We start from the raw sequence: 20777 nt of genomic DNA on the forward strand, positions 1-20777 counted from the left end.
CTCGGCTTTTATCAGGGACACGGATTATCACGCCTGGGCGGCGCATTATTTGACGGCGATGAGTAAGGCGCTGGTGGATGATGCGGTGAAGGTGTTGACGCGGGATCGGACGGCTGCGCCCAAGCCTCAGCGGACGGAGGTTACTGAGGGGTAGGTTCTGGTTTAAGCGTCAGGCGTACTTCTTGTAGAGGTGGGTTTGGTTTCGGTGGGCGTGGGTATCCAGCAGGCGACGCGGTATCTTGCGTTTTTCGCGATCAAGCTCGCTCCTACAAGAGGCGGGCTCCAGAAACAAGAAGGCCCGAACGTAATGCCGGACCAAGACAGCACCAGGAAAAAATGGAATAGATTTACTTACTAGGATCACTGCCGGCTTCTGGCCGTTTTCTGCCTTTCGCGACAGGCATAAACGGCCAATTACAGCCACTCTACCCCCAAATGTCCACCTGATACTCACACTACAAAAATCCTAAAAAAAGCCCGTAGTGTGTTTACGGGCAAAGGCTTACAGAGTTCTCTTACACCTAGTAGAGGTACAGAAATCATTCGCCGAGATAGGCTTTTTGTACTCGTTCGTTATTTAGCAATTCATCCGCCTGCCCTTCCAGTGCAATGCGCCCGCCGTCGATCACATACGCGCGCTGGCAGGTCTGGAGCGCCAGTTTCGCGTTCTGCTCCACCAGCAGCAGCGTGACCCCACTCTTCACAACTTCACGGATGGTCTCGAAGATTTTCTGCACGATGATCGGCGCGAGTCCCATGGAAGGCTCGTCGAGCAGCAGCAACTTGGGCTTGCCCATCAACGCCCTGGAGATGGCCAGCATTTGCTGTTCTCCGCCGGACATGGTGCCCGCCAGCTGGAAGGCCCGCTCCTTGAGCCGAGGGAAGATACCGAACATACGCTCGATATCGGCCTCGATGGCGACCTTGCCATCGGTGCGTGAAAAGGCCCCCATCTCCAGATTTTCATAGACCGTCAGTTTGGGAAAAATACCCCGCCCTTCTGGCACCAGCGCCAGGCCTTCGCGGATCAGGTCGAAGCTTTTGATCTTCGAATGGGCCTTGCCATCAAAGGTGATTTGTCCTGCGGTCGGCGTCAGCAGGCCGGCAAGGGTCTTGAGTGTCGTGGTCTTGCCGGCACCGTTGGCGCCGATCAGGGCGACCATCTCGCCCTCGCCCACATGAAAATCCAATCCCTTGATCGCCTGGATGGCGCCATAGGAAACCTTGAGATCGTTTACCTGAAGAATATTTTTCATGCTCAAGCCACCGTCTCAGTGCCCAGATAAGCCTCGATCACCCGAGGGTCTTTTTGAACCTGCGCAGGCAGGCCGTCAGCGATTTTTTTGCCAAACTCCAGCACCGTCACATGGTCGCACAGGCCCATGACCAGCTTCACGTCGTGCTCGATCAGCAACACGGTCTTGCCGTCGGCTTTCATCTTGCACATCAACTGACGCAGGCCTTCGGTTTCCGAAGCGTTCATGCCGGCCGCCGGCTCATCGAGCGCCACCAGCAGCGGTTCTGTCGCCAGGGCCCGGGCAATCTCCAGACGTCGCTGGTCGCCGTAGGAAAGGTTCTTGGCCAGCTCGCCAGCGAAACGCCCGATGCCGACGTAGTCGAGCCAATAGCGCGCCGCTTCATGGATCTCCCGCTCTTCCTGAACGCAGCGACGTGTACGCAGGATTGCGCCGAACACGCCGCTTTTGGTCCGCACGTGCCGACCGATCATCACGTTCTCCAGCGCCGTCATGTTGTGGAACAGGCGGATGTTCTGGAAGGTTCGGGAGATGCCGGCTTCCACCACTTTATGGGGCTTGCTGATACGCAGCGGCTTGCCATTGAAGTCCACCTTGCCTTCTTCGGCGCGGTACAGGCCGGTCAACACGTTGAACAGCGTGGTCTTGCCCGCGCCGTTGGGCCCCAGCAGACCGCGGATTTCTCCGCGCTTGATGCTCAGATCGATGCCATGCAGCGCTTGCAGCCCACCAAAGAACTTGCTGACTTTGCGCAGTTCCAGCAGTACGTCGCTCATACCTTATTCACCTCTTTGAGCCTGAACTCGGCTGTCGCGGGTTCCAGACGTTCTACGCTGCTATCCAGCGCGGGGGCCGGCACCAGCGGTTCGCTTTCGTCTTCACGCAACTCGGCACGACGGCGGCTCGACGGCCACAGCCCCTCGGGGCGAAAACGCATGACCAGGATCAATGCTAGGCCGAACACCAGCATCCGCAGGGTCGAGGCATCAAGAATGTTGCGCAGCACTTCGCGGCTGATGAAGGTCACGTTATCCATGACGAATGGCTGCACCCAGTTGACCAGGTCGCGGAAAACCTCGGGCATGATCGACAGGATCAGCGCGCCCAGCACCACGCCGCGAATCGAACCCATGCCGCCCAGCACCACCATCGCCAGGACCATGATCGACTCCATCAGGGTGAAGGATTCCGGGCTGACAAAGCCCTGGTAGGCGGAAAACAATGCGCCGGACACGCCACCGAAGGTCGCCCCCATCGCAAAGGCCAGCAACTTGAGGTTGCGCTTGTTCAGCCCCATGGCCTCGGCGGCGACTTCGTCTTCACGCAACGCCATCCAGGCACGCCCAATGCGCGAGACTTCCAGGCGCTTGGACAGGATGATCGAGAGGATGACCACGCCGAGGAAGAACAGGTAGTAGCTGATGACCGGCGAAACCTGCAGGCCGAACAGGCTCCACTTGGTCTGCAACGACAGGATGGCATCGGGAGCGTGGCCACTGGCGTAGCTCCAGGCGCCACCATCGATGTGCAAGGGTGCGATTCCGGAAATCCCCTGCGGACCGTTGGTGATGTTCACCGGCTGGTCGAGGTTGTTCATGAAGATCCGAATGATTTCGCCGAAGCCCAGGGTGACGATGGCCAGGTAGTCACCGCGCAGCTTGAGTACCGGCGCGCCGATCAACACACCGCACATCGCGGCGATGACGGCGGAAAGCGGGATGATGATCCACAGCGGCCAGTTCAGTATCCCTTCGGCCAGGCCGGCCATGTTCAAGTGCGGTGAAGAGAGCAACGCATACAGATAGGCGCCAATGGCGTAAAAGCCGATGTAGCCCATGTCCAGCAGACCGGCGTAGCCGATCACGATATTCAACCCCAGCGCCAGCAGCACATAGAGCATGGCAAAGCCGAGGATTCGCACCCAGGTCGGCCCGAGGAACGGAATGGCATCGACCACGAATGGCAGTGCGACGAAGGCCAGCGCGAGCAGCGCGTATTGAGCGTAATTATTCTTCATGCTGAAGACTCCTATGCGCGGTCGGCCTGACGCTCGCCCATCAGGCCGTTAGGCCGGAACAGCAAGACCATGATGAGCACCATGAACGCGAAGATGTCCTGGTAATTGGCCCCCAGGAAGCCTCCCGTGACCTGGCCGGTGTAGCCGGCCGCGAGCGATTCGATCAGCCCCAGCAGAATGCCTCCGGCCATCGCGCCGAAGAGGTTGCCGATGCCTCCCAGTACCGCCGCCGAAAAAGCCTTGAGCCCCAGCAGCAGCCCCATGTAGGCGTCGGCCTGGCCATAGTTGACGGCTCGCATGACACCGGCCACCGCGCCCAGCGATGCGCCGATGACAAAGGTGGCGGAGATCACCCGATTGATGTTGATGCCCATCAGGCCGGCGACTTCCTGATTCTGTGCCGTGGCCCGCATGGCTTTGCCCAGGCGGGTCTTGTCGACCAGTACCCAGAGGGCAAACATGATGACGACCGAGATGATCATGATGCTCATCTGGACGTTGGTGATGGTGGCGCCGAACACTTCCACGGGCCGGGTTTCGACGACTTCGGGAAAGGTCTTGTAGCCCCGTCCCCAGATCATCATCGCCAGGTTCTGCAGGAAGATGGAAATGCCGATCGCCAGGATCAGTGGTGTCAGGCGCGGGGCTTTGCGCAACGGTCGGTAGGCAAATTTCTCCATACCTTGTGCCATCAGCATGCAGACGACCGCCGCAATCATGATTGCGAACATGAGCGTCAACACACCGGGTGCAAATCCAAACCCTGCCAGCATGGTCAGCACCGAAATCGTCACCATGGCACCGACCATGACCACTTCGCCGTGGGCAAAATTGATCAGGCCGATGATGCCGTAGACCATGGTGTAACCCAGCGCTACAAGGGCATAAATACTGCCGAGCACCAGACCATTGAGGATCTGCTGCAACAAGATATTCAGATTGGCTTCCACTTGGTGAATCCTCAAAGCTGCTTTGTATTCACCTGCGAGGCCGGTGAGCCACGCGGTGAGATGCTTGGCAGATCAGAAAAAAGTCTTCTTGTTGTTGTCGCGGGCCGTGGCGGCCCGCTTATCGTTCTAGGTATTGCAGAGTGGTTATTCGCGCTCGACCGCCAAGGTTTTCCATTTGCCATCTTCAAACTGGAAAATCGTCGCGGCCGCGTTTTTCAGGTTGCCGGATTCGTCGAACGCGATGGTCCCGGTGACACCGTCATAGCTGGAGCTTTTCAGCACCGGCAGGTACACGGCCGGATCATCCGATTGCGCCTTGACCATTGCGTTGATCGCAGCCCAGGTGGCGTCGTAGGCAGCCGGCGATGACTGCACCACACCCATGCCGTACTTATCCTTGAGTTTCTGTTCGAAGGCGGCGCCCTTCGGCATGTCCTGCAAAGGCGTGCCGTAGTTCCAGGCGTAAGCGCCTTCGGCGGCGCTGCCGGCCATTTTCTTGAACTCGTCGTTCGGCAGGTTGCCGATGTTCATGAACTTGGCCTTGATGCCCAGGTTTTTCATCTGCTTGGCCATCGGCGCAGCTTGATAGTCCAGGGCCGCGAAGAACACCGCATCCACTTGCTGCGCTTTTGCCGTGGTCAGAATGGCGTTGAAGTCGGTGGCTTTGTCGTTGGTGTATTCACGCACCACGACATTACCGCCCGCCGCCTTGACCGCCTTGTTCACTTCATCGGCCAGGCCCTGGCCATAAGCGGTGCGGTCATCGAAGATCGCAATGCGCTTGGCGCCCAGCTTGTTGACCAGGTAGTTGCCGGCATAACGACCCAGGGTGGCGTCGTCGTTGACTACACGGAAAACCGACTTGATGCCTTGCCTGGTCAGCGCCGGGTTGGTCGCCGATGGCGAGATTTGCGGGATGCCGGCATCGCCGTAGATTTTTGAAGCCGGAATGCTGGTGCCGGAGTTGTAGTGACCGATCACCACGGCCACCTTCGCATCCACCAATCGCTGGGCCACTGCCGTGCCGGTGCGCGGGTCGGCTACATCGTCTTCGGAGACCAGCTTGAACTCGGCAACCTTGTCGCCGATTTTCAGTTTTTGCTGGTTCGCCTCTTCAATGGCGATGCTCACGCCATGTTCGACATCCAGGCCCTGATGACCGGAAGGCCCGGTCAGTGGTCCGGCGAATCCGATCCGGACCTGCTCGGTGTCCGCCGCAGTGGCGATCCCGACATTCAGCGCTGAAGCCATGGCCGCAGCGAGTGCGGTGAGGATCAGGTTGTGTTTACGCATATACCCCTCCCAGAAATCATCGGACAAACGAATTGAGCACGTTGGCGTGCAAGTCTTCTTTTCCATGCCCGGAGCCCTGTCACGGCAACCAGACCTATTCGGGACACTCTCACTGCATTGCACGGTCACCAGCGGCGACCGCACTTGTAAGATAACAGTCAGCAGGCAACTGTCAATTGGTATATGCTAGGTGTCAGCGAAATTGAGAAAGAAGAATTTTCGCCGCGAGGTAAAATGCGCAAATCCGATGCATGCCCCAGGGCAAACTGGGACGATCGCACCATCTGAGGTCAGTTGTTTGATAACCTATGGGAAGTGGTCAAGTGGCCAGAAAATCGGCCTACTGGCGCAACACACAGAGACTTTGCATTCGTTTGACGAGGTCCGCTCAACTGTTCAACCCTTCATCTTCCGTGATGAGCATTCAGTTTCAGGAGCAACATAAATGGACGCGACGACTGGTACGCGCAGGGGCAATCTGGCCGAGACGGTTATCCGTGAATTGTCCAATCGCATCGATACAGGCACTTACGGCCCGGGTGAAAAACTGCCCTCCGAGCAGGCGCTGTGCAAAGAGTTCAACGTCAGCCGGCCGGTGATCCGCGAGGCCGTCGCTTCGCTTCGCCTGGGTGGTCGCCTGATCGCACGGCAAGGCGTCGGCGTGTTTGTCGTCGAACAGGACGTCAAGCGCATCGGCTACGCACTCAGCACCGCGGTGGATGACGTTCGTGCCGCCGCGCAAGTGCTGGAACTGCGCCTGGGCATCGAAACCGAATCCGTCGCGCGTGCCGCCGAACGCCGCAGCCCGACCAGCATGGCCGACATCACCCAGGCCTTCGATCGCTTCAATGCACTGGACGGCAGCGACCTTGAGGAAGAAGCCAAGGCCGATTTCGAGTTTCACCTGGCCATTGCACGGGCAACCAACAACCCGCACTTCACTCAGCTGCTGGAAGCATTGGGGCCGGACATCATTTTCGATCTGCACCTCAAGCACGGGCAATCCACCGGCAAAAGCCGCCAGGCGCACATCAAGAAAATCGGTCGCGAGCATGGCGCGATTCTTTCGGCGATCACCATGGGCGACATCAATGGTGCCCGCAGCGCCCTGCGCAAACACCTGGAAGAAAGCCTGTCGCGTTATCAGCGCCTGGTACAGAGCGGAGAGTGATCTCCGCCCTGCTGTTGCACCCTGTCAGCCAAGCCCGAGGCACAGGTACTTGATCTCGACGTAATCTTCGATGCCGTAACGCGAGCCTTCGCGCCCCAGTCCCGAAGATTTGACGCCGCCAAAGGGCGCAACCTCGGTGGCCAGCACCCCGACGTTGACACCCACCATGCCGTATTCCAGCGCCTCCGAGACACGCCACACCCGCCCCAGATCACGGGCATAGACGTAGCAGGCCAGGCCAAACTCCGTGGCGTTCGCCAAAGCGATCACCTCGCTCTCGCTGCTGAAGCGGAACAACGGCGCCACCGGCCCGAAAATCTCCTCTTGCGCCACGCGCATATCGGCGGTGACGTCAGCCAGCAAGGTCGGCTCGTAGAACGCGCCACCCAGGGCATGACGCTTGCCGCCAGCCACTACCCTGGCCCCGGCTTCACGGGCCTCTGTCACCATGGCTTCGACACCGGCCAGTGCCTTGGTGTCGATCATCGGCCCCACTTCAATTCCGGCTTGAGTGCCCTCACCCACCGCAAGGGCCTTGATGCGCGCCGCAAATTTTTCGACGAAACGCTCGTAGATTCCGTCCTGGATGAAGAACCGGTTGGCGCACACGCAGGTTTGCCCGGCGTTGCGGAATTTGGCGATCAGCGCACCCTCCACCGCCGCATCGAGATCCGCGTCGTCAAACACAATGAAAGGCGCATTGCCGCCCAGTTCCATGGTGACCTTTTTCACCGTGGCAGCGCATTGTTCGAGCAGCTTGATACCGATCGGCGTCGACCCGGTGAAAGACAGCTTGCGCACGATCGGGCTAGAGGTCAGTTCGCCGCCAATCGCCCCCGAATCACCGGTGATGACACTCAGCACACCCCGGGGAATGCCCGCCCGCTCAGCCAGTACACACAGCGCCAGCGCACTGAAAGGCGTTTGCGAAGCCGGCTTCAGCACCAGCGTGCAACCCGCCGCCAGGGCAGGCGCAGCCTTGCGAGTGATCATCGCTGCCGGAAAATTCCACGGGGTAATCGCCGCACAGACGCCGATAGGCTCCTTGGTGACGATCAGTCGCCGATCGGCATGGGGCGACGGAATCACATCGCCGTAAAGGCGCTTGCCCTCCTCCGCGTACCACTCCACATAAGCGGCGGCGAAGGCCACTTCGCCCCGTGCTTCGGCCAGCGGCTTGCCTTGCTCGGCGGTCATGATCTGCGCCAGGTCCTGCTGGTGCGTCATGATTTCGCGAAACCAGGCTTGCAGCCGCGCGGCACGCTCCTTGGCGGTGAGCGCCCGCCAGGCGGGCAGCGCGGCCTGTGCCGCCTCGATGGCACGCCGGGTTTCGTCGGCGCCCATGCGTGGCACGCGCCCGATGACTTCCCCCGTGGCCGGGTTGGTCACGTCGATGGTCTGGCCTTTGTCGGCGGCGACCCATTGGCCGTCGATATAGCAAAATTCACGCAGCAGTTCAGGATCGGCAAGTCTCATGATGAGGCGCTCGTATAAATTGAGGGCAAAAAAAAGGCGGGACGATCAATCCGTCCCGCCCGAGGTCAATCAGCGCGAAGCGAGTGCTTTTTCGCGTATCTGGCTCAAGGTCATTCGAGGGGTCAGCGCTTCCGGATCAACCTGGATCTCGATCAAGGCCGGCTTCTGCGAAGCCACGCAGCGCTCGAAGGCCTCGGCGAACTGCTCGGTCGCCACGACCGTCTCCGCATGGAAGCCGTAGGAACGGGCCAGCATGGCGAAATCCGGATTATGCAGCTCGGTCCCGGACACGCGGCCAGGGTAAGTGCGCTCCTGGTGCATACGGATGGTGCCGTACATGCCGTTGTTCACCACGATCACCACCAGCCGCGCGTCATAGTTGGCAGCGGTTGCCAGCTCCTGGCCGTTCATCAGGAAGCACCCGTCACCGGCGAACGCCACGACCATGCGCTCGGGCGCCGTGATCTTGGCCGCCACTGCCGCCGGTACGCCGTAGCCCATCGAGCCATTGGTGGGCCCCAGCAGCGTACGGAAGGTCCGGTGCTGATAGCCGCGATGAACCCATCCGGTGTAGTTCCCCGCACCGCAGGTGATGATGCTGTCGTGAGGCAGGCGATCATTGAGCCAGGCGATGACCTTGCTCATCTGTACCGGCCCGGGCGACGGCGGGCAATCGAAGTTGGCGCGGTAGCCACGGTTGAGTTGCGCCGTCCAGTCCGCCAGCCCTTGCGGATTGACCGCCGGCAAGGCGGCCGCCTGTGCGGCAAAAGTCTTCATGCCGGCATTGATCGCCAAGGTCGGTTGATACACCCGCCCCAACTCCTCGATGCCCGGATGCACATGAACCAGCTTCTGCTTGGGGACAGGAATGTTCACCAGCGCATAGCCGCCGGTGGTCATTTCGCCGAGACGCGCGCCGATCACCAACAACAGATCCGAATTTTTTACCGCCTCGACCAGCTCGGGCCCCGCCGCCAGGCCCAGATCGCCGGCGTAGTTGGCCAGCGTGTTGTTGAACAGGTCCTGGCAGCGAAAGGATGCCGCCACCGGCAGGTTCTGTTTCTCGATGAAGGTACGGACATCGCGCACCGCTTCCGCGCTCCAGCCACCGCCACCGAGCACCACCAGCGGACGCTGCGACTGGCCGATCAGCTGTTGCAATTGCTCCAGCGCAGCCGGTGAAGCGGCCGGCTCGATCGCCTGCGCCGGGCCGGCGTCGGCGACGTCCACCAGGTCTGTCAGCATGTCTTCCGGCAGCGCCACGACCACCGGACCCGGCCGACCGTTGGTGGCGCGATGGAACGCCTGGCTGAGCAGTTCCGGCAGGCGCGCGGCGTCGTCGACTTCCACGACCCACTTGGCCATCTGTCCAAACATGCGGCGATAGTCGATTTCCTGGAAGGCTTCACGCTCGACTTGATCACGGGCCACCTGGCCGATGAACAGGATCATCGGCGTGGAATCCTGAAACGCGGTGTGCACCCCGACCGAAGCATTGGTGGCACCGGGGCCACGGGTCACGAAGCAAATACCCGGCTTGCCGGTCAGCTTGCCGTAGGCCTCTGCCATGTATGCCGCTCCACCTTCCTGGCGGCAGACGATCAGCTCGATATCGTCCTTGGCATCATGCAGCGCATCGAGCACCGCCAGATAACTTTCGCCCGGCACACAGAAGGCGCGTTCGACGCCATTGATACGCAGGGCATCGACCAGTACCTGACCACCCGTGCGGGTTACCGCAAAATTGTTGTTAGTCATCGGTGTTCTCCATCAGGCCACACGGTCAGATGACCGAGTCTTCCAAAAAGGGGCGGTTTTCAATGACGCGCTCGTAAGACAGCGCACTCAGATCCAGGCTGCGGTATTGGCCGTAAGTGATCAGCTCGCTCAGGCCGCGACCGATAGCGGGCGCCTGTTGCAAGCCGTGACCGCTGAAGCCATTGCAGAACAGAAAGTTGCGCACTTCGTTGTGCGGACCGACGATTGCGTTGTGATCCAGCACGCAAAAGTCATAGTGACCGGCCCAGGAGTTGACCACCTTGATCGCCTCGAACGCGGGCACCCGCTCGGCCAGGATCGGCCACACTTCTTCCTCGAATTCGTCGTGCAGGACGTCGAAGTCATCGAAGGCCACTTCCGGGTCGACCTTGGGGTAGGTCCCCCCCAGGTACAGATGACCTTCCGGGCGGAAGAACACGCCCGTCGGGTCGATGGTCAGCGGCACCACACCTTCCAGCGGGGTGTGGCAGGCGAAGACAAACAACGAGCGCCGGCGCGGCTCGACCGGGATCTGCAAGCCGGCCATTCTTGCAACTGTCGGCCCGCGAGTGCCGGCGGTGTTGACGATGTAGTCGCAGGAAATGCGCTCGCCATTGGCCAGCGTCACACCGGTGACCAGGTCGCCCTTGCGCAGCACCTCGACCACTTCGTTTTCAATGTATTCGACGCCCAGCGAGCGCGCCTTCTTGCGAAAGCCATTCATGATCCCGTAGTTGTCGAACCAGCCTTCATCCTTCTCGCCGTAGGTACCACCCGCCAGGCTGTCGGGATTGACCCAGGGGAAGCGCCGGACCAGCGCCTCGGTGTCCATCAGCGTGACGTCGGCACCGTTGTCCAGCTGGGTCTGGTGCAGACGCTTGAGTACGTCGAAACCTTTCTGGTCGGCCAGGAACAGATAGCCGTTTTCCTTGAAATTCAGGTCCGGCGTGTCGCCGCCCACTTCCATCAGTTGCCCGAAATCGCGGATGAACTGCGCGCCAAATCGGGAAATCTGGATGTTGATCGGATTGGAGAACTGCACCCGGATCGAGCTGCTGGACAGCGCGGTGGCCGACTGCGCATACGTCCAGTCACGCTCGATCACCAGCACCGAACCGGTGAAGTCCGGGTTGTTGGCCAGAAAGTAAGCCGTGGCACTGCCGTTCACGGCGCCGCCGACAATAACGACATCGTAGTGTTGCTTTGTAGCTGTCGAAGCCATGGTTCGGACCTCTTAGAATTCGATGGAAGACGTTACTTCGGATCTTCGAAATGACCGGCGCCGGCAAAATTGCCGCCGTGGTAGCGAGCAGCGGGTTCATTCGGATCCAGGGGCGGGAATTTCGCCTCGATCTTCTCGCGATATGTTTCCGCGCTGTCCTTGGGTATGTAACCGATCGAGGAGGCCGTGCGGTTGTCCCACAGCGATTCGCGGTTGGCCGACATGCCGTAGACGATCATGTGCGCAACACGCGGCGCGGTCAGCGAACGCTCCACCAGTTGCGCGAAGTCGGCGAACGACAGCCAGGTCGCCAGCATGCGGCGATCCAGCGGCTCCTCGAAGGAAGAGCCAATGCGCAGGTTCACCGACTCGATCCCAAACTTGTCCCAGTAGTAACGCCCCAGGTCTTCGGCAAAGCATTTGCTCACTCCATACAGGCTGTCAGGGCGATGCGGCACCGTGGAATCGATGGTTTCGGTACGGTCATAGAAGCCGATGGCATGGTTGGAACTGGTATAGATCACCCGCTTCACACCGTGCTGGCGCGCGGCTTCGTAGATGTTGTAGGTGCCGACGATATTGCCGTTGAGAATCGCGGCAAAGGTGTTCTCCAGCGGGACACCGCCGGCATGCACGATCGCATCGACCCCCTCGGCTAGTGGCAGCACATCGGCAAAATTGCCCAGGTCGCAGCGCACCAGTTCTTCATGGGGGGCAGCGACGCCCATGTCCGCGATATCGGTCAGGCGCAGCTCATCGGCGAAGGCGCGCAGGTGTTCGCGCAGGACATTGCCCAGGCGGCCGGCGGCACCGGTAATCAACAGTCTCTTGAATGGCTTGCTCATCAGAAAAATCTCTACGGGTCAGGTAATGGCCAGGGTCAGGCGAGCAAGGCCAGTGCATCGCGCATCTGCACGATGGCCTGCTCAAGCTGCTGACGCGAAGTCGCGAAAGACAGACGAATATAGGGCTCCAGGCCAAATGCAGAACCCGGCACGGTCGCCACCTTGCCGACCCGCAACAGGTAGTTGGAAAGATCGGTGTCGGTTTCGATCACCTCGCCATCCGGCGTGCGCTTGCCGATGAACGCCGCACATTTGGGGAAGGCATAGAACGCCCCTTCCGGCATCTGCAGTTCCAGCCCGTCAATGGCCGCCAGGCCTTCGACGACCATGGCGCCGCGCGCCTGATACTCGCGATTGGCGTCCCGTACGAAATCCTGCGGACCGCTCAAGGCAGCGGCGGCCGCCAACTGCGAGATTGCCGATGGACAAGTCGTGGTTTGCGACTGGGTCTTGTTCATTGCCACGATCAGTTCCTTGGGACCTGCGGCGTAACCCAGGCGATAGCCCGTCATGGCGTAGGCCTTGGACACGCCATTGATCAGCAGCGTGCGCTCGCGCAACTCGGGGCATGCGGTCACGAACGGTACAAAGGGCTTGTCGCCGAGAATGATGTGCTCGTAGATCTCATCCGAAATCACCAGGATCCGCGGGTGCTTCTGCAACACGGCACCCAGGGCGGCGAACTCCTCGCGGGTATAAATCGCGCCACAGGGATTGTTCGGCGAGTTGAGCATCAGCCAGCGGGTCTTCGGCGTAATGGCCGCTTCCAGCCGGGCGGCGTCGAGCTTGAAGCCATACTCGGAGCCACAGGGAATGACCCTGGGCACACCACCGTTGAGCAGCACCATGTCGGTGTAGGACACCCAGTAAGGCGCCGGCGTGATGACCTCGTCGCCTGGCTCGAGGGTGGCCAGGAACGCGTTGAACAGCAGCTGCTTGGCGCCGTTGGCAACACAGATTTCTTCCAGGCCGTAGTTGAGGTCGTTTTCACGGGCGAACTTGTCGACGATGGCCTGGCGCAGTACCTCGTAGCCGTTGGGCGCGGTGTAGTGGTTGTTGCCTGCCAGCATCGCCTGGTGCGCCGCCTCGATCACGTGGGCCGGGGTGTTGAAATCCGGCTCGCCCAGGCTGAGGTTGATCACCGGCTCGCCCTGGGCAAGCATTTTCTTGGCCAGGACCGACACCGCCATGCTGGGCGAACTCTTGACTGTCCTGACTCGCGAACTTTGAAATTCCATCATTTGCTCCCCTGCCCGGCTTCGTAGCCCCCAGCTTCATAGCCATAGTCGTCACGCGCCTGCTCGGCACTGATGTAACCGAAACGCAAGTCGCGCTCGACGTCTTCGCGCGGACGCAGGCCTGGATCACCATAACCGCCTCCGCCCGGCAGGCTCAGGATCAGCCTGCGATCCGCAGGCACGAACTGCTGGCCCTTGCCGCGCAGCAATGTGCCGTCGTCCAGACCGACATAACCCTTGGCGCCTTCCTTCCCGCCTTCGAGGCCTCGCGCCGGATAGAGAATGCGGTCGAACATGGCGCTGAAGCGGAACGAATAGCCTTCGGCAGCCGAGACTTCGATCTCCTGCCCCAGGCCACCGCGCAACTGGCCGGCACCACCGGAGCCGTTACGCAGCTCCTTGCGCCAGACAATCACCGGGCCGGCATGCTCAGTCGCCTCGACCGGCATCGTGTGCACACCGCTCGGAAACGCCGTGGCGCTCAAGCCATCTTTTGCCGCGCGGGCACCCATGCCACCGCTGTTGAACATCAGCATCTCGGCATTGCGTCCATCGGCATTGCTTTCCAGCGGGCGCACGCTCAAGTGCAGGTTCCACAGGGCACTGGCGCCCTCGGCCGGCACCTGGCCGTGCAGGCATTTGTGCAACGCCCCCAGTACCAGGTCTGGCACGAAGTGCCCGAGCACGTGACGCACCGACACCGGCGCCGGATGCTTGGCATTGAGAATGCAGCCCTCGGGTGCCACCACATCGAACGGCGCCAGAGACGCGGAGTTGTTCGGGATCTCGGGGGCGACGATGCACTTGAGGCCGTAGCAGGCATAGGCCTTGGCGTAGCCCAGCGGTACGTTGATACCGAACTGGCTCATGCCGGACGTGCCGTTGAAGTCCGTGAGGATGCCGTCCGGGCCGACCGTCAGGGTCACCGACAGGGTCACCGGAACGTCGTAGCCGTCCAGAGTCATGCTGTTCTGGTAAGTGCCATGGGGCAGCGACTTGAAGCATTCCAGCGTTGCGCGACGGCTGTGTTCCAGAATGAACCCGCCGATGTGTTCCAGGTCTTCCAGGCGGAACTCTTCAAGCATGCTCAGCAGGCGCTTGTGACCGGTCTCGTTGCAGGCCGACAAGGCGTAGAAGTCACCGACTACCCGATCGTTCTCGCGCACGTTGTTGCGCAGGATGTTGATCAGGTCGCGATTGACCTTGCCACGCTCGAACAGCTTCATGATCGGGATGAACAGGCCTTCTTCGTAGACTTCACGGGCGTCCGGGCCGAAGCCGCGACCACCGATGTCGACCACGTGGGCGGTACTGGCGAAATAGCCGATCAGCTTACCCTTGTAGAAGGACGGCGAAACGATGGTGATGTCATGCAGGTGACCGGTGCCTTTCCACGGGTCATTGGTCACGTAGACATCGCCTTCGAAGATGTTGTCCCGGCCGATGTCATTGATGAAATGCACCACCGCCTCGGCCATGGTGTTGACGTGCCCCGGAGTACCAGTGACCGCCTGGGCAAGCATGTTGCCGGCACGGTCGAAGACCCCGGCGGACAAGTCACCGGCTTCGCGCACACTGGTGGAGAATGCCGTCCGGATCAGGGTCAGCGCCTGCTCTTCAACCACCGAAATCAGGCGATTCCACATCACCTGCATTTGAATATCGATCAAGGTATCGCTCATGGGAAAAATCGCCTTCTATGCAAGTGGGGCTTAGCGCCGGACAACCAGCAGGCAGCCGTCAGGCTGAACGGTGGCGGTAAAGGAGGACGACACGAAGGTCGAGGTTTCGCGCTCGGCGATGATGGCCGGGCCATCGATCCGGGCGCCCGGTTGTAGCTCCTCGCGCTGGAAGATCCCGGCATCGACGAAACCACCGCTGACAACGTCAAAGACCTCGCGACGCGATACCTCATGGGCACGGTGCGACGCACTGATCTGCTCAATCGGCTGCACCGGCAACAGCGGCGAACTGGCCTTGACCGACCAGCTGACGATCTCGACATCCGGCCCTTCGATCGGGCGACCGAAGAACTGGGTGTAGGCCGCTTCAAACAGCGCCTTGAACTGCGCAGTGTCACTGTTGCTGAACGGCTTGAACGGCAGTGCCACGGGAATTTCCCAGCCCTGGCCGACATAGCGCATGAACGCCGTGCACTCCAGTTCAGGTTCGCCCTCAGGCATGCCCTGGCGCAGGAAACCGATGGACTCGGCCTTCATGTCATCGATCAAGGCATTGACCTGCCGCGCATCGAACTCCGACAGACGCACAAACGCACTGCGCACCGCCTCGTAGCCGAACGGCGCACGCAGGAAGCCAATGGCCGAACCGACACCGGCGCCCGCCGGCACCAGGAAGCGCGACACACCCATTTTTTCGCACAGCCGCGCGGCGTGCAGCGGACCACCGCCACCGAAGGTGATCATGGTGTATTCCGCGATGTCCTTGCCGCTCTCGACCGCATGCACGCGGCCGGCGTTGGCCATGTTTTCATCGACCACTTCGCAGACACCGTACGCAGCTGTGGCCGCCTCCAGGTTCAGCGGCGCACCGATGACCCGTGCGGTAGCCGACGCGGCGTTGTCGACCGACAGGCGCATGGCGCCGCCGGCAAAATTGTCCGGATCGAGGCGACCCAGCAGCAGGTTGGCATCGGTGATGGTCGGCTGCAGGCCGCCGCGACCGTAACAGGCCGGGCCGGGTTCGGAACCGGCGCTGTGCGGGCCCACACGGATCTGACGCATGCTGTCGATGCTGGCGATAGAGCCGCCACCAGCTCCGATTTCGACCATCTCCACTACGGGAATGGAGATCGGCATGCCACTGCCCTTCTTGAAGCGGTAGGTACGGGCCACTTCGAAGGTCTTGGCGGTTTTCGGCACCTGGTTTTCGATCAGACAGATCTTCGCCGTGGTGCCCCCCATGTCGAAGGAAACCACCGAATCCAGCGAGTATTTACGCGCAATGTCGGCGGCGAAAATCGCCCCGCCGGCCGGGCCCGATTCCACCAGGCGCACGGGGAACTCGGCAGCACTCTGCACCGAGATGATGCCGCCGCCGGAATGGATCATGAACACCGGGCAATCGGCGCCGGATTGCTTGAGCGTCACCACCAGTCGATCGAGGTAGGACTTGATCAGCGGCTTGACGTAGGCGTTGGCGCAAACGGTATTGAAGCGTTCGAACTCGCGCATTTGCGGCGAAACTTCGCTGGAGATCGACACCGACACCTTCGGCAGGCGGCGCTGCAAGGCGTCGCGTAGCAAACGCTCGTGGGCGCCGTTCACGTAGCTGTGAATCAGGCCGATCGCGATGCTCTCGTAATTGCCCTCGGCCACCCGCTCGACCAGTGCATCGATATCGGCCGGCGTCGGGGCGATCAGCACATCGCCATGGACATCCAGGCGCTCGCGCAGGGTGTAGCGATGTTCACGCTCGATCAGCGGCGGCGGCAGGGTGATGTTGATGTCGTACTGTTCGAAGCGATTTTCGGTGCGCATTTCCAACGTGTCGCGAAAACCTTCGGTGGTGATGAACGCGGTTTTGGCCCCACGGCGCTCGATCAACGCATTGGTGGCCAGCGTGGTGCCGTGGATCAGTTGATCAATGTCCGACAGCTTCAGGCCGGCAGCCTCGATGACCGTTTTCACACCGGTGAGAATGGCGCGCTCGGGCAGCTCATAGTCGGTAAGAATCTTGGTTGAATGCAATACCCCGCCTACGTCCAGCGCGATATCGGTAAAGGTCCCACCTATGTCCACGCCGACCCGGCATGAAGTCGCAGTCATCGTCGTATCCCCTGAAATTCCCGGTTTCATGACAAGAGGCAATCAAGCCCGCTTGAAATGTAAGTTATATGTTGTCTTACAGGTAGTCAAGCATTGTGACTCGGTACTTTGCCGCTTCAGACACTCGTCAAAGTGTCGGCCGGGCCTGCTCAGTCCCGGCCTGTCTCATCAACCTTTCGTCTTGACCATGCGCGCCCCGCCCACCGCCTGGGCGGTCGGAAACACTTCCAGGCGCGACACGTCCACCTGCGGTGGCAGGCTCAACGCGGACAACAACAGCGTCGCGATATCTTCCGGCATGATCGACTCATACCCTTCGTACAGCTCGGCACCCGCCGCCTGCATGCCCATGGCGTTTTTGTACAGTTGCGTTTGGACTCGTCCGGGAGCGATTTCCGTCACCCTCACCCCGCTACCGAGCAAGTCGCAGCGCAAGGCGTCGCAAAACAGGCTGATGCCGGCCTTGGAGGCGCCATAGACCGCAGCACCCGGATGTGGCGCGCGACCCGCGCTGGAACCGATAAAGAACAGGTGGCCGTAGCCACGCTCGATCATTCCCGGCAACGCCCTGCGCGTCAGATGCAAGGGTGCCTTGAGATTGATATCGAACATGTTGTCGATTTCAGCCGGATCCACCTCCTGAAAGGACGCGCGCGTCGACAGCACCCCGGCGTTGTTGACCAGCACATCCACCGGGTAGCGCGCGAGAATCTCTGTGAAAATATCGACCTGGCGCACATCCGCCTCGACCACGGTCACTCCCGGCTCCGCGCGCAATTCGGCCAGCGCTTCGGGGCTGCGACCAACCGCAATCACCTGCAAGCCGGCATCGCGCAGAGCCAGTACCACGGCCCGGCCAATCCCGCTGGTGGCACCGGTGACCAGGGCCCGACGGTAAATCGCCGGCACCGATACTGAGTCAGGCATAGATGTAGCCTCCGCTGACAATCACGTTTTCACCCGTGGCGTAGCTATTGCGGCTGCTGCCCATCATTACGATCCACTCGGCGATCTCGGCAGGCTCGGCTGCGCGGCCCAGCGGGTTTGCCGCGGCCAGTTCGCCAAGGAATCCCAACTGCTTGGCGCGCTCGGTGGCAAAACCGGCCGGCGCTACGGAATTGACCAGGATCTGGTCCTTGGCGCAGGCCTGGGCAAAGGATTTGGTCAGGCTGACCACTGCGGCCTTAGTCGCAGCGTAGTGTGCGTTTTGAGGATGGGCCTTGAATGCATCAACCGAGGTGACATTGACAATGCGACCGGTCACGGCGGGCGCCGCCACATAGGCCTGCATGTGTTTAACCGCCGCCACCATCATGTGATAGGTACCCTTGATGTTGACGGCATTTTCCAGGTCCCACTCCTCGTCGGTGATCTCGAAAATGTCTTTGCGCGGATAGATCGCGGCGCTGTTGACCAGGCAATCCACGCGCCCCAGCGCATCGACGATTTGCTGGAAAGCACCATGAGCAGTCGCCTGCCGGGAGATGTCACCCGCCGCCGTGGCAACTTCGCAACCCTCGGCCCGCAGGATCTCTGCCGCGGCAGCCATCAACTGCTCATTTCTATCGATAATGCCGATTTTGGCTGCACCACGCTTGCGCATCAGCTTGGCCGTTTCCAACCCCAGACCCGAAGCGCCACCGACGATTACGACCGTTTGCCCATCCATAAAACACCTCCGCGATTAGTCTTTACGTAAGATGCCTGTTGTCTTACATTTGGTCAAACCGATTTTGTCCGACAACGGTCGGCAAGTCTCCAGATCAAGCACACAGGACAGCACAATGCCTGCGGCCACCGTCTCTTCGAAACCCATACCCAATAGTGCTCGCGACCGCTTGCTGGATGTGGCACTGGAGCTGTTTGCGACGCGTGGTTACCAGGCCATCGGCCTGCGCGATCTAGCCAGTCAGTTGGGGCTGCATGCCGGCTCCTTGTACAACCATATCGAGAACAAGCAGTGCCTGTTATTCGAGCTGATCGAAGGCGCGGTATCCGACTTGCTCGCCGATACTAAGCGGCGCATGCGCGGCGCCCGGACTCACCGCGACCGTTTGCAGCGCTTCGTCCACGCGTTCGTGGTGTTCAACCTGGCCGAAAAGCATCGGCTGCTGCTGGTCACACGAGAGTTCGTCAATTTAACCGATGAGCAGCAACAGGAAATCAATCTGCTTAAGAGCAGCTACGCCGCGCTGTTGAGCGCAATCATTTCCGCCGAGTGCGACGAAAATGCCTGCGGCACCAACAGTGACCGTACAGGCCTGATCACAGAAGCCGTCATCGGCATGCTCTATGGACAGTCTCTCTGGCGATGCATGGATGTCCCCGAGCAAAAACTCACGGACGTCCTGACCCACTTCGTCCTGGGCATCATCACCAGCGGCAAGGATTCAGCGCTCAAGGCATAGGCAACAACAAGGCAAAGGCCACCATGCACCCGTTACGACATACCCTGCACAACGAACTGCACGCCCGCCCTTCCCTGTACTTCAGCGAGCCGGCCCATGTGTTTCACCTGGCCATCCTGGGTAGCGATCGCGAACGACAGGCGCTGCTCGACAGCTTCTACAACGAACCGGTGGCCGAAGAAACGCCCCAAGGCATCATCCAGCTGGACGGGCACTGGCTGAAATGGGAGCGCCATGCCGAGTTCTTTACCCTCACCTACGTGATGACCACTACCGAGCAAAACCCACACTGGATTGCCTTGCCTGAAGCTCTGGCGGCCAAGATCAGCCCTTATACCCAACTGCTGATCAACCGCGTGCAAATCGTGGCGCGCAACAAGCACGCCTGGAACGGCGATCACTCGGAGTACGGGTTCAAGGACCCGTGCGGCTCCTCCATTGGCGGTGGCGATGCCGCAGTCTGGAGCGACTTCAGGCTGGGCGAATGCGGCGAAAACCGGTTTCTGTTCATCAATCACCACCTCAACGCCTACCGCCAGGGACGAATGATTCGTCGGCTGCTGGAGATCGAAACCTATCGCATGATGGCCTCTCTCTCGCTGCCCGCGGCCAAGCAGTTGAGCTCGCAGCTCAATGCGTTCGATAGAACCCTGGTCGACTTGTCAGAGCGCAATGCGGCCCGCAACTCGAGAAATGCAAAGGAGCTGCTCACGGAAATTGCGGCCCTGTCGGCGAAAGTCGTCAGCCTCTCGGCCAAGCACCGTCACCGCTTCAGCGCCACCCAAGCTTACGCCCAACTGGTGTTCGAACGGTTGGCAGAGCTGCGGGAGAATCACGCCGGTGATTGCCAGCGCTTGGGGATCTTCATCGAACGGCGCTTCAAACCGACCGTCAGGTACTGCGCCGTGACGGAGCAGCGGCTTGATGTACAGGCCAAGAGCGTCGCCAACCTGGGCGAATTATTGCAAGCCCGCGTCCAGGTAGAAATGGAAGAACAGAACGCCGAAATCCTGAAAAGCCTGAATGCCCGGGCCGATGCGCAAATCAAAATTCAGCGGGCGGTCGAAGGGCTCTCGATCATCGCCATCACGTACTACGTGCTGAGCCTGTTCAAATTGCTCTACTCCGGCGTGCATATGCTGGGCATGGAGCTGTCTCCGAGATCAGCGGTAATTGCGATGACACCCGTTGCAATTTTCATCCTGGTGCAAATTCTTATTCGAATAAGGGCAGCAAAGCAGCATTGAACTGTCTCCTTGCAACCTTTGGCTCCATGAGTCGATTACTCGACAGGCAGCAATCGGCCGATTCTGTTGAAAAAGTCGCTTTGCCGAAACGGTCTCATCGTTGATCGG

At 60.5% G+C, this 20777-nt stretch carries 18 protein-coding genes; 4 read left to right on the forward strand and 14 right to left on the reverse strand.

All coding sequences use genetic code 11. The features are described from left to right. Positions 1–154 (forward strand): DUF3077 domain-containing protein (locus HNO86_RS29245; RefSeq protein WP_175380415.1); only part of this gene is annotated, 154 nt, incomplete at its 5' end. A 385-nt stretch (positions 155–539) separates the two neighbouring features. On the opposite strand, the gene HNO86_RS29250 is transcribed toward HNO86_RS29245, so the two are convergent. From HNO86_RS29250 to HNO86_RS29270, 5 genes are all read right to left on the reverse strand, one after another. Then, positions 540–1256, reverse strand: a complete 717-nt coding sequence (locus tag HNO86_RS29250; RefSeq protein ID WP_175380416.1) for an ABC transporter ATP-binding protein — start codon at positions 1254–1256, stop codon at positions 540–542. 2 nt (positions 1257–1258) lie between these two features. Next, a complete protein-coding gene (locus tag HNO86_RS29255; RefSeq protein WP_175380417.1) occupies positions 1259–2032 on the reverse strand; it encodes an ABC transporter ATP-binding protein in 774 nt (257 codons plus the stop codon). Further along, positions 2029–3273: an ABC transporter ATP-binding protein gene (locus tag HNO86_RS29260; protein ID WP_175380418.1), complete on the reverse strand. Its 1245-nt coding sequence runs from the start codon at positions 3271–3273 to the stop codon at positions 2029–2031. Before HNO86_RS29260 ends, HNO86_RS29255 begins: the two co-directional genes overlap by 4 nt. An 11-nt stretch (positions 3274–3284) precedes the next feature. Further along, on the reverse strand, positions 3285–4211 hold the full coding sequence (locus tag HNO86_RS29265) for a branched-chain amino acid ABC transporter permease (protein ID WP_178131369.1): 927 nt from the start codon (positions 4209–4211) through the stop codon (positions 3285–3287). Positions 4212–4367: 156 nt separating this feature from the next. Then, positions 4368–5516: a branched-chain amino acid ABC transporter substrate-binding protein gene (locus tag HNO86_RS29270; protein ID WP_175380420.1), complete on the reverse strand. Its 1149-nt coding sequence runs from the start codon at positions 5514–5516 to the stop codon at positions 4368–4370. A gap of 445 nt (positions 5517–5961) precedes the next feature. Here HNO86_RS29270 and HNO86_RS29275 point away from each other — a divergent pair, with 445 nt between their 5' ends. After that, a complete protein-coding gene (locus HNO86_RS29275; protein WP_175380421.1) occupies positions 5962–6687 on the forward strand; it encodes a FadR/GntR family transcriptional regulator in 726 nt (241 codons plus the stop codon). 24 nt (positions 6688–6711) lie between these two features. On the opposite strand, the gene HNO86_RS29280 is transcribed toward HNO86_RS29275, so the two are convergent. The 9 genes from HNO86_RS29280 to HNO86_RS29320 all read right to left on the reverse strand — a co-directional run bounded on the left by HNO86_RS29280 (position 6712) and on the right by HNO86_RS29320 (position 18683). Further along, positions 6712–8163 (reverse strand): NAD-dependent succinate-semialdehyde dehydrogenase, encoded by a 1452-nt coding sequence (locus tag HNO86_RS29280; protein ID WP_175380422.1) that lies wholly within the window; start codon positions 8161–8163, stop codon positions 6712–6714. Positions 8164–8232: 69 nt separating this feature from the next. Continuing rightward, positions 8233–9921 (reverse strand): thiamine pyrophosphate-binding protein, encoded by a 1689-nt coding sequence (locus HNO86_RS29285; protein WP_175380423.1) that lies wholly within the window; start codon positions 9919–9921, stop codon positions 8233–8235. 25 nt (positions 9922–9946) lie between these two features. Continuing rightward, positions 9947–11143, reverse strand: coding sequence for an FAD-binding oxidoreductase (locus HNO86_RS29290; RefSeq protein WP_175380424.1), 1197 nt, complete (start codon positions 11141–11143; stop codon positions 9947–9949). Positions 11144–11175: 32 nt separating this feature from the next. Further along, the gene (locus tag HNO86_RS29295; protein WP_175380425.1) at positions 11176–11988 is read right to left on the reverse strand and encodes an NAD(P)-dependent oxidoreductase; all 813 of its coding nucleotides are present in this window, start codon (positions 11986–11988) and stop codon (positions 11176–11178) included. A gap of 35 nt (positions 11989–12023) precedes the next feature. Then, positions 12024–13226 (reverse strand): pyridoxal phosphate-dependent aminotransferase, encoded by a 1203-nt coding sequence (locus HNO86_RS29300; protein WP_175380426.1) that lies wholly within the window; start codon positions 13224–13226, stop codon positions 12024–12026. Further along, the gene (locus HNO86_RS29305) at positions 13226–14908 is read right to left on the reverse strand and encodes a hydantoinase B/oxoprolinase family protein (protein WP_175380427.1); all 1683 of its coding nucleotides are present in this window, start codon (positions 14906–14908) and stop codon (positions 13226–13228) included. The genes HNO86_RS29300 and HNO86_RS29305 overlap by 1 nt, the downstream gene beginning before the upstream one ends. Positions 14909–14938: 30 nt before the next feature. Next, on the reverse strand, positions 14939–17014 hold the full coding sequence (locus HNO86_RS29310) for a hydantoinase/oxoprolinase family protein (protein ID WP_175380428.1): 2076 nt from the start codon (positions 17012–17014) through the stop codon (positions 14939–14941). A 168-nt stretch (positions 17015–17182) separates the two neighbouring features. Continuing rightward, positions 17183–17941 carry an SDR family oxidoreductase gene (locus HNO86_RS29315; protein ID WP_175380429.1) on the reverse strand — a complete coding sequence of 253 codons (759 nt, stop codon included), beginning with the start codon at positions 17939–17941 and terminating at the stop codon, positions 17183–17185. Continuing rightward, positions 17934–18683: an SDR family NAD(P)-dependent oxidoreductase gene (locus HNO86_RS29320; protein WP_175380430.1), complete on the reverse strand. Its 750-nt coding sequence runs from the start codon at positions 18681–18683 to the stop codon at positions 17934–17936. The genes HNO86_RS29315 and HNO86_RS29320 overlap by 8 nt, the downstream gene beginning before the upstream one ends. A 115-nt stretch (positions 18684–18798) precedes the next feature. Between HNO86_RS29320 and HNO86_RS29325 the strand changes: the two genes are divergently transcribed. Next, complete coding sequence (locus HNO86_RS29325) at positions 18799–19422, forward strand: TetR/AcrR family transcriptional regulator (protein WP_175380431.1); 624 nt, start codon at positions 18799–18801, stop codon at positions 19420–19422. 23 nt (positions 19423–19445) lie between these two features. Continuing rightward, positions 19446–20669, forward strand: a complete 1224-nt coding sequence (locus HNO86_RS29330; RefSeq protein WP_175380432.1) for a DUF3422 domain-containing protein — start codon at positions 19446–19448, stop codon at positions 20667–20669. The last annotated feature ends 108 nt before the right edge of the window (positions 20670–20777 follow it).

Source organism: Pseudomonas sp. C1C7, from assembly GCF_013359595.1.
GTDB lineage: Bacteria > Pseudomonadota > Gammaproteobacteria > Pseudomonadales > Pseudomonadaceae > Aquipseudomonas.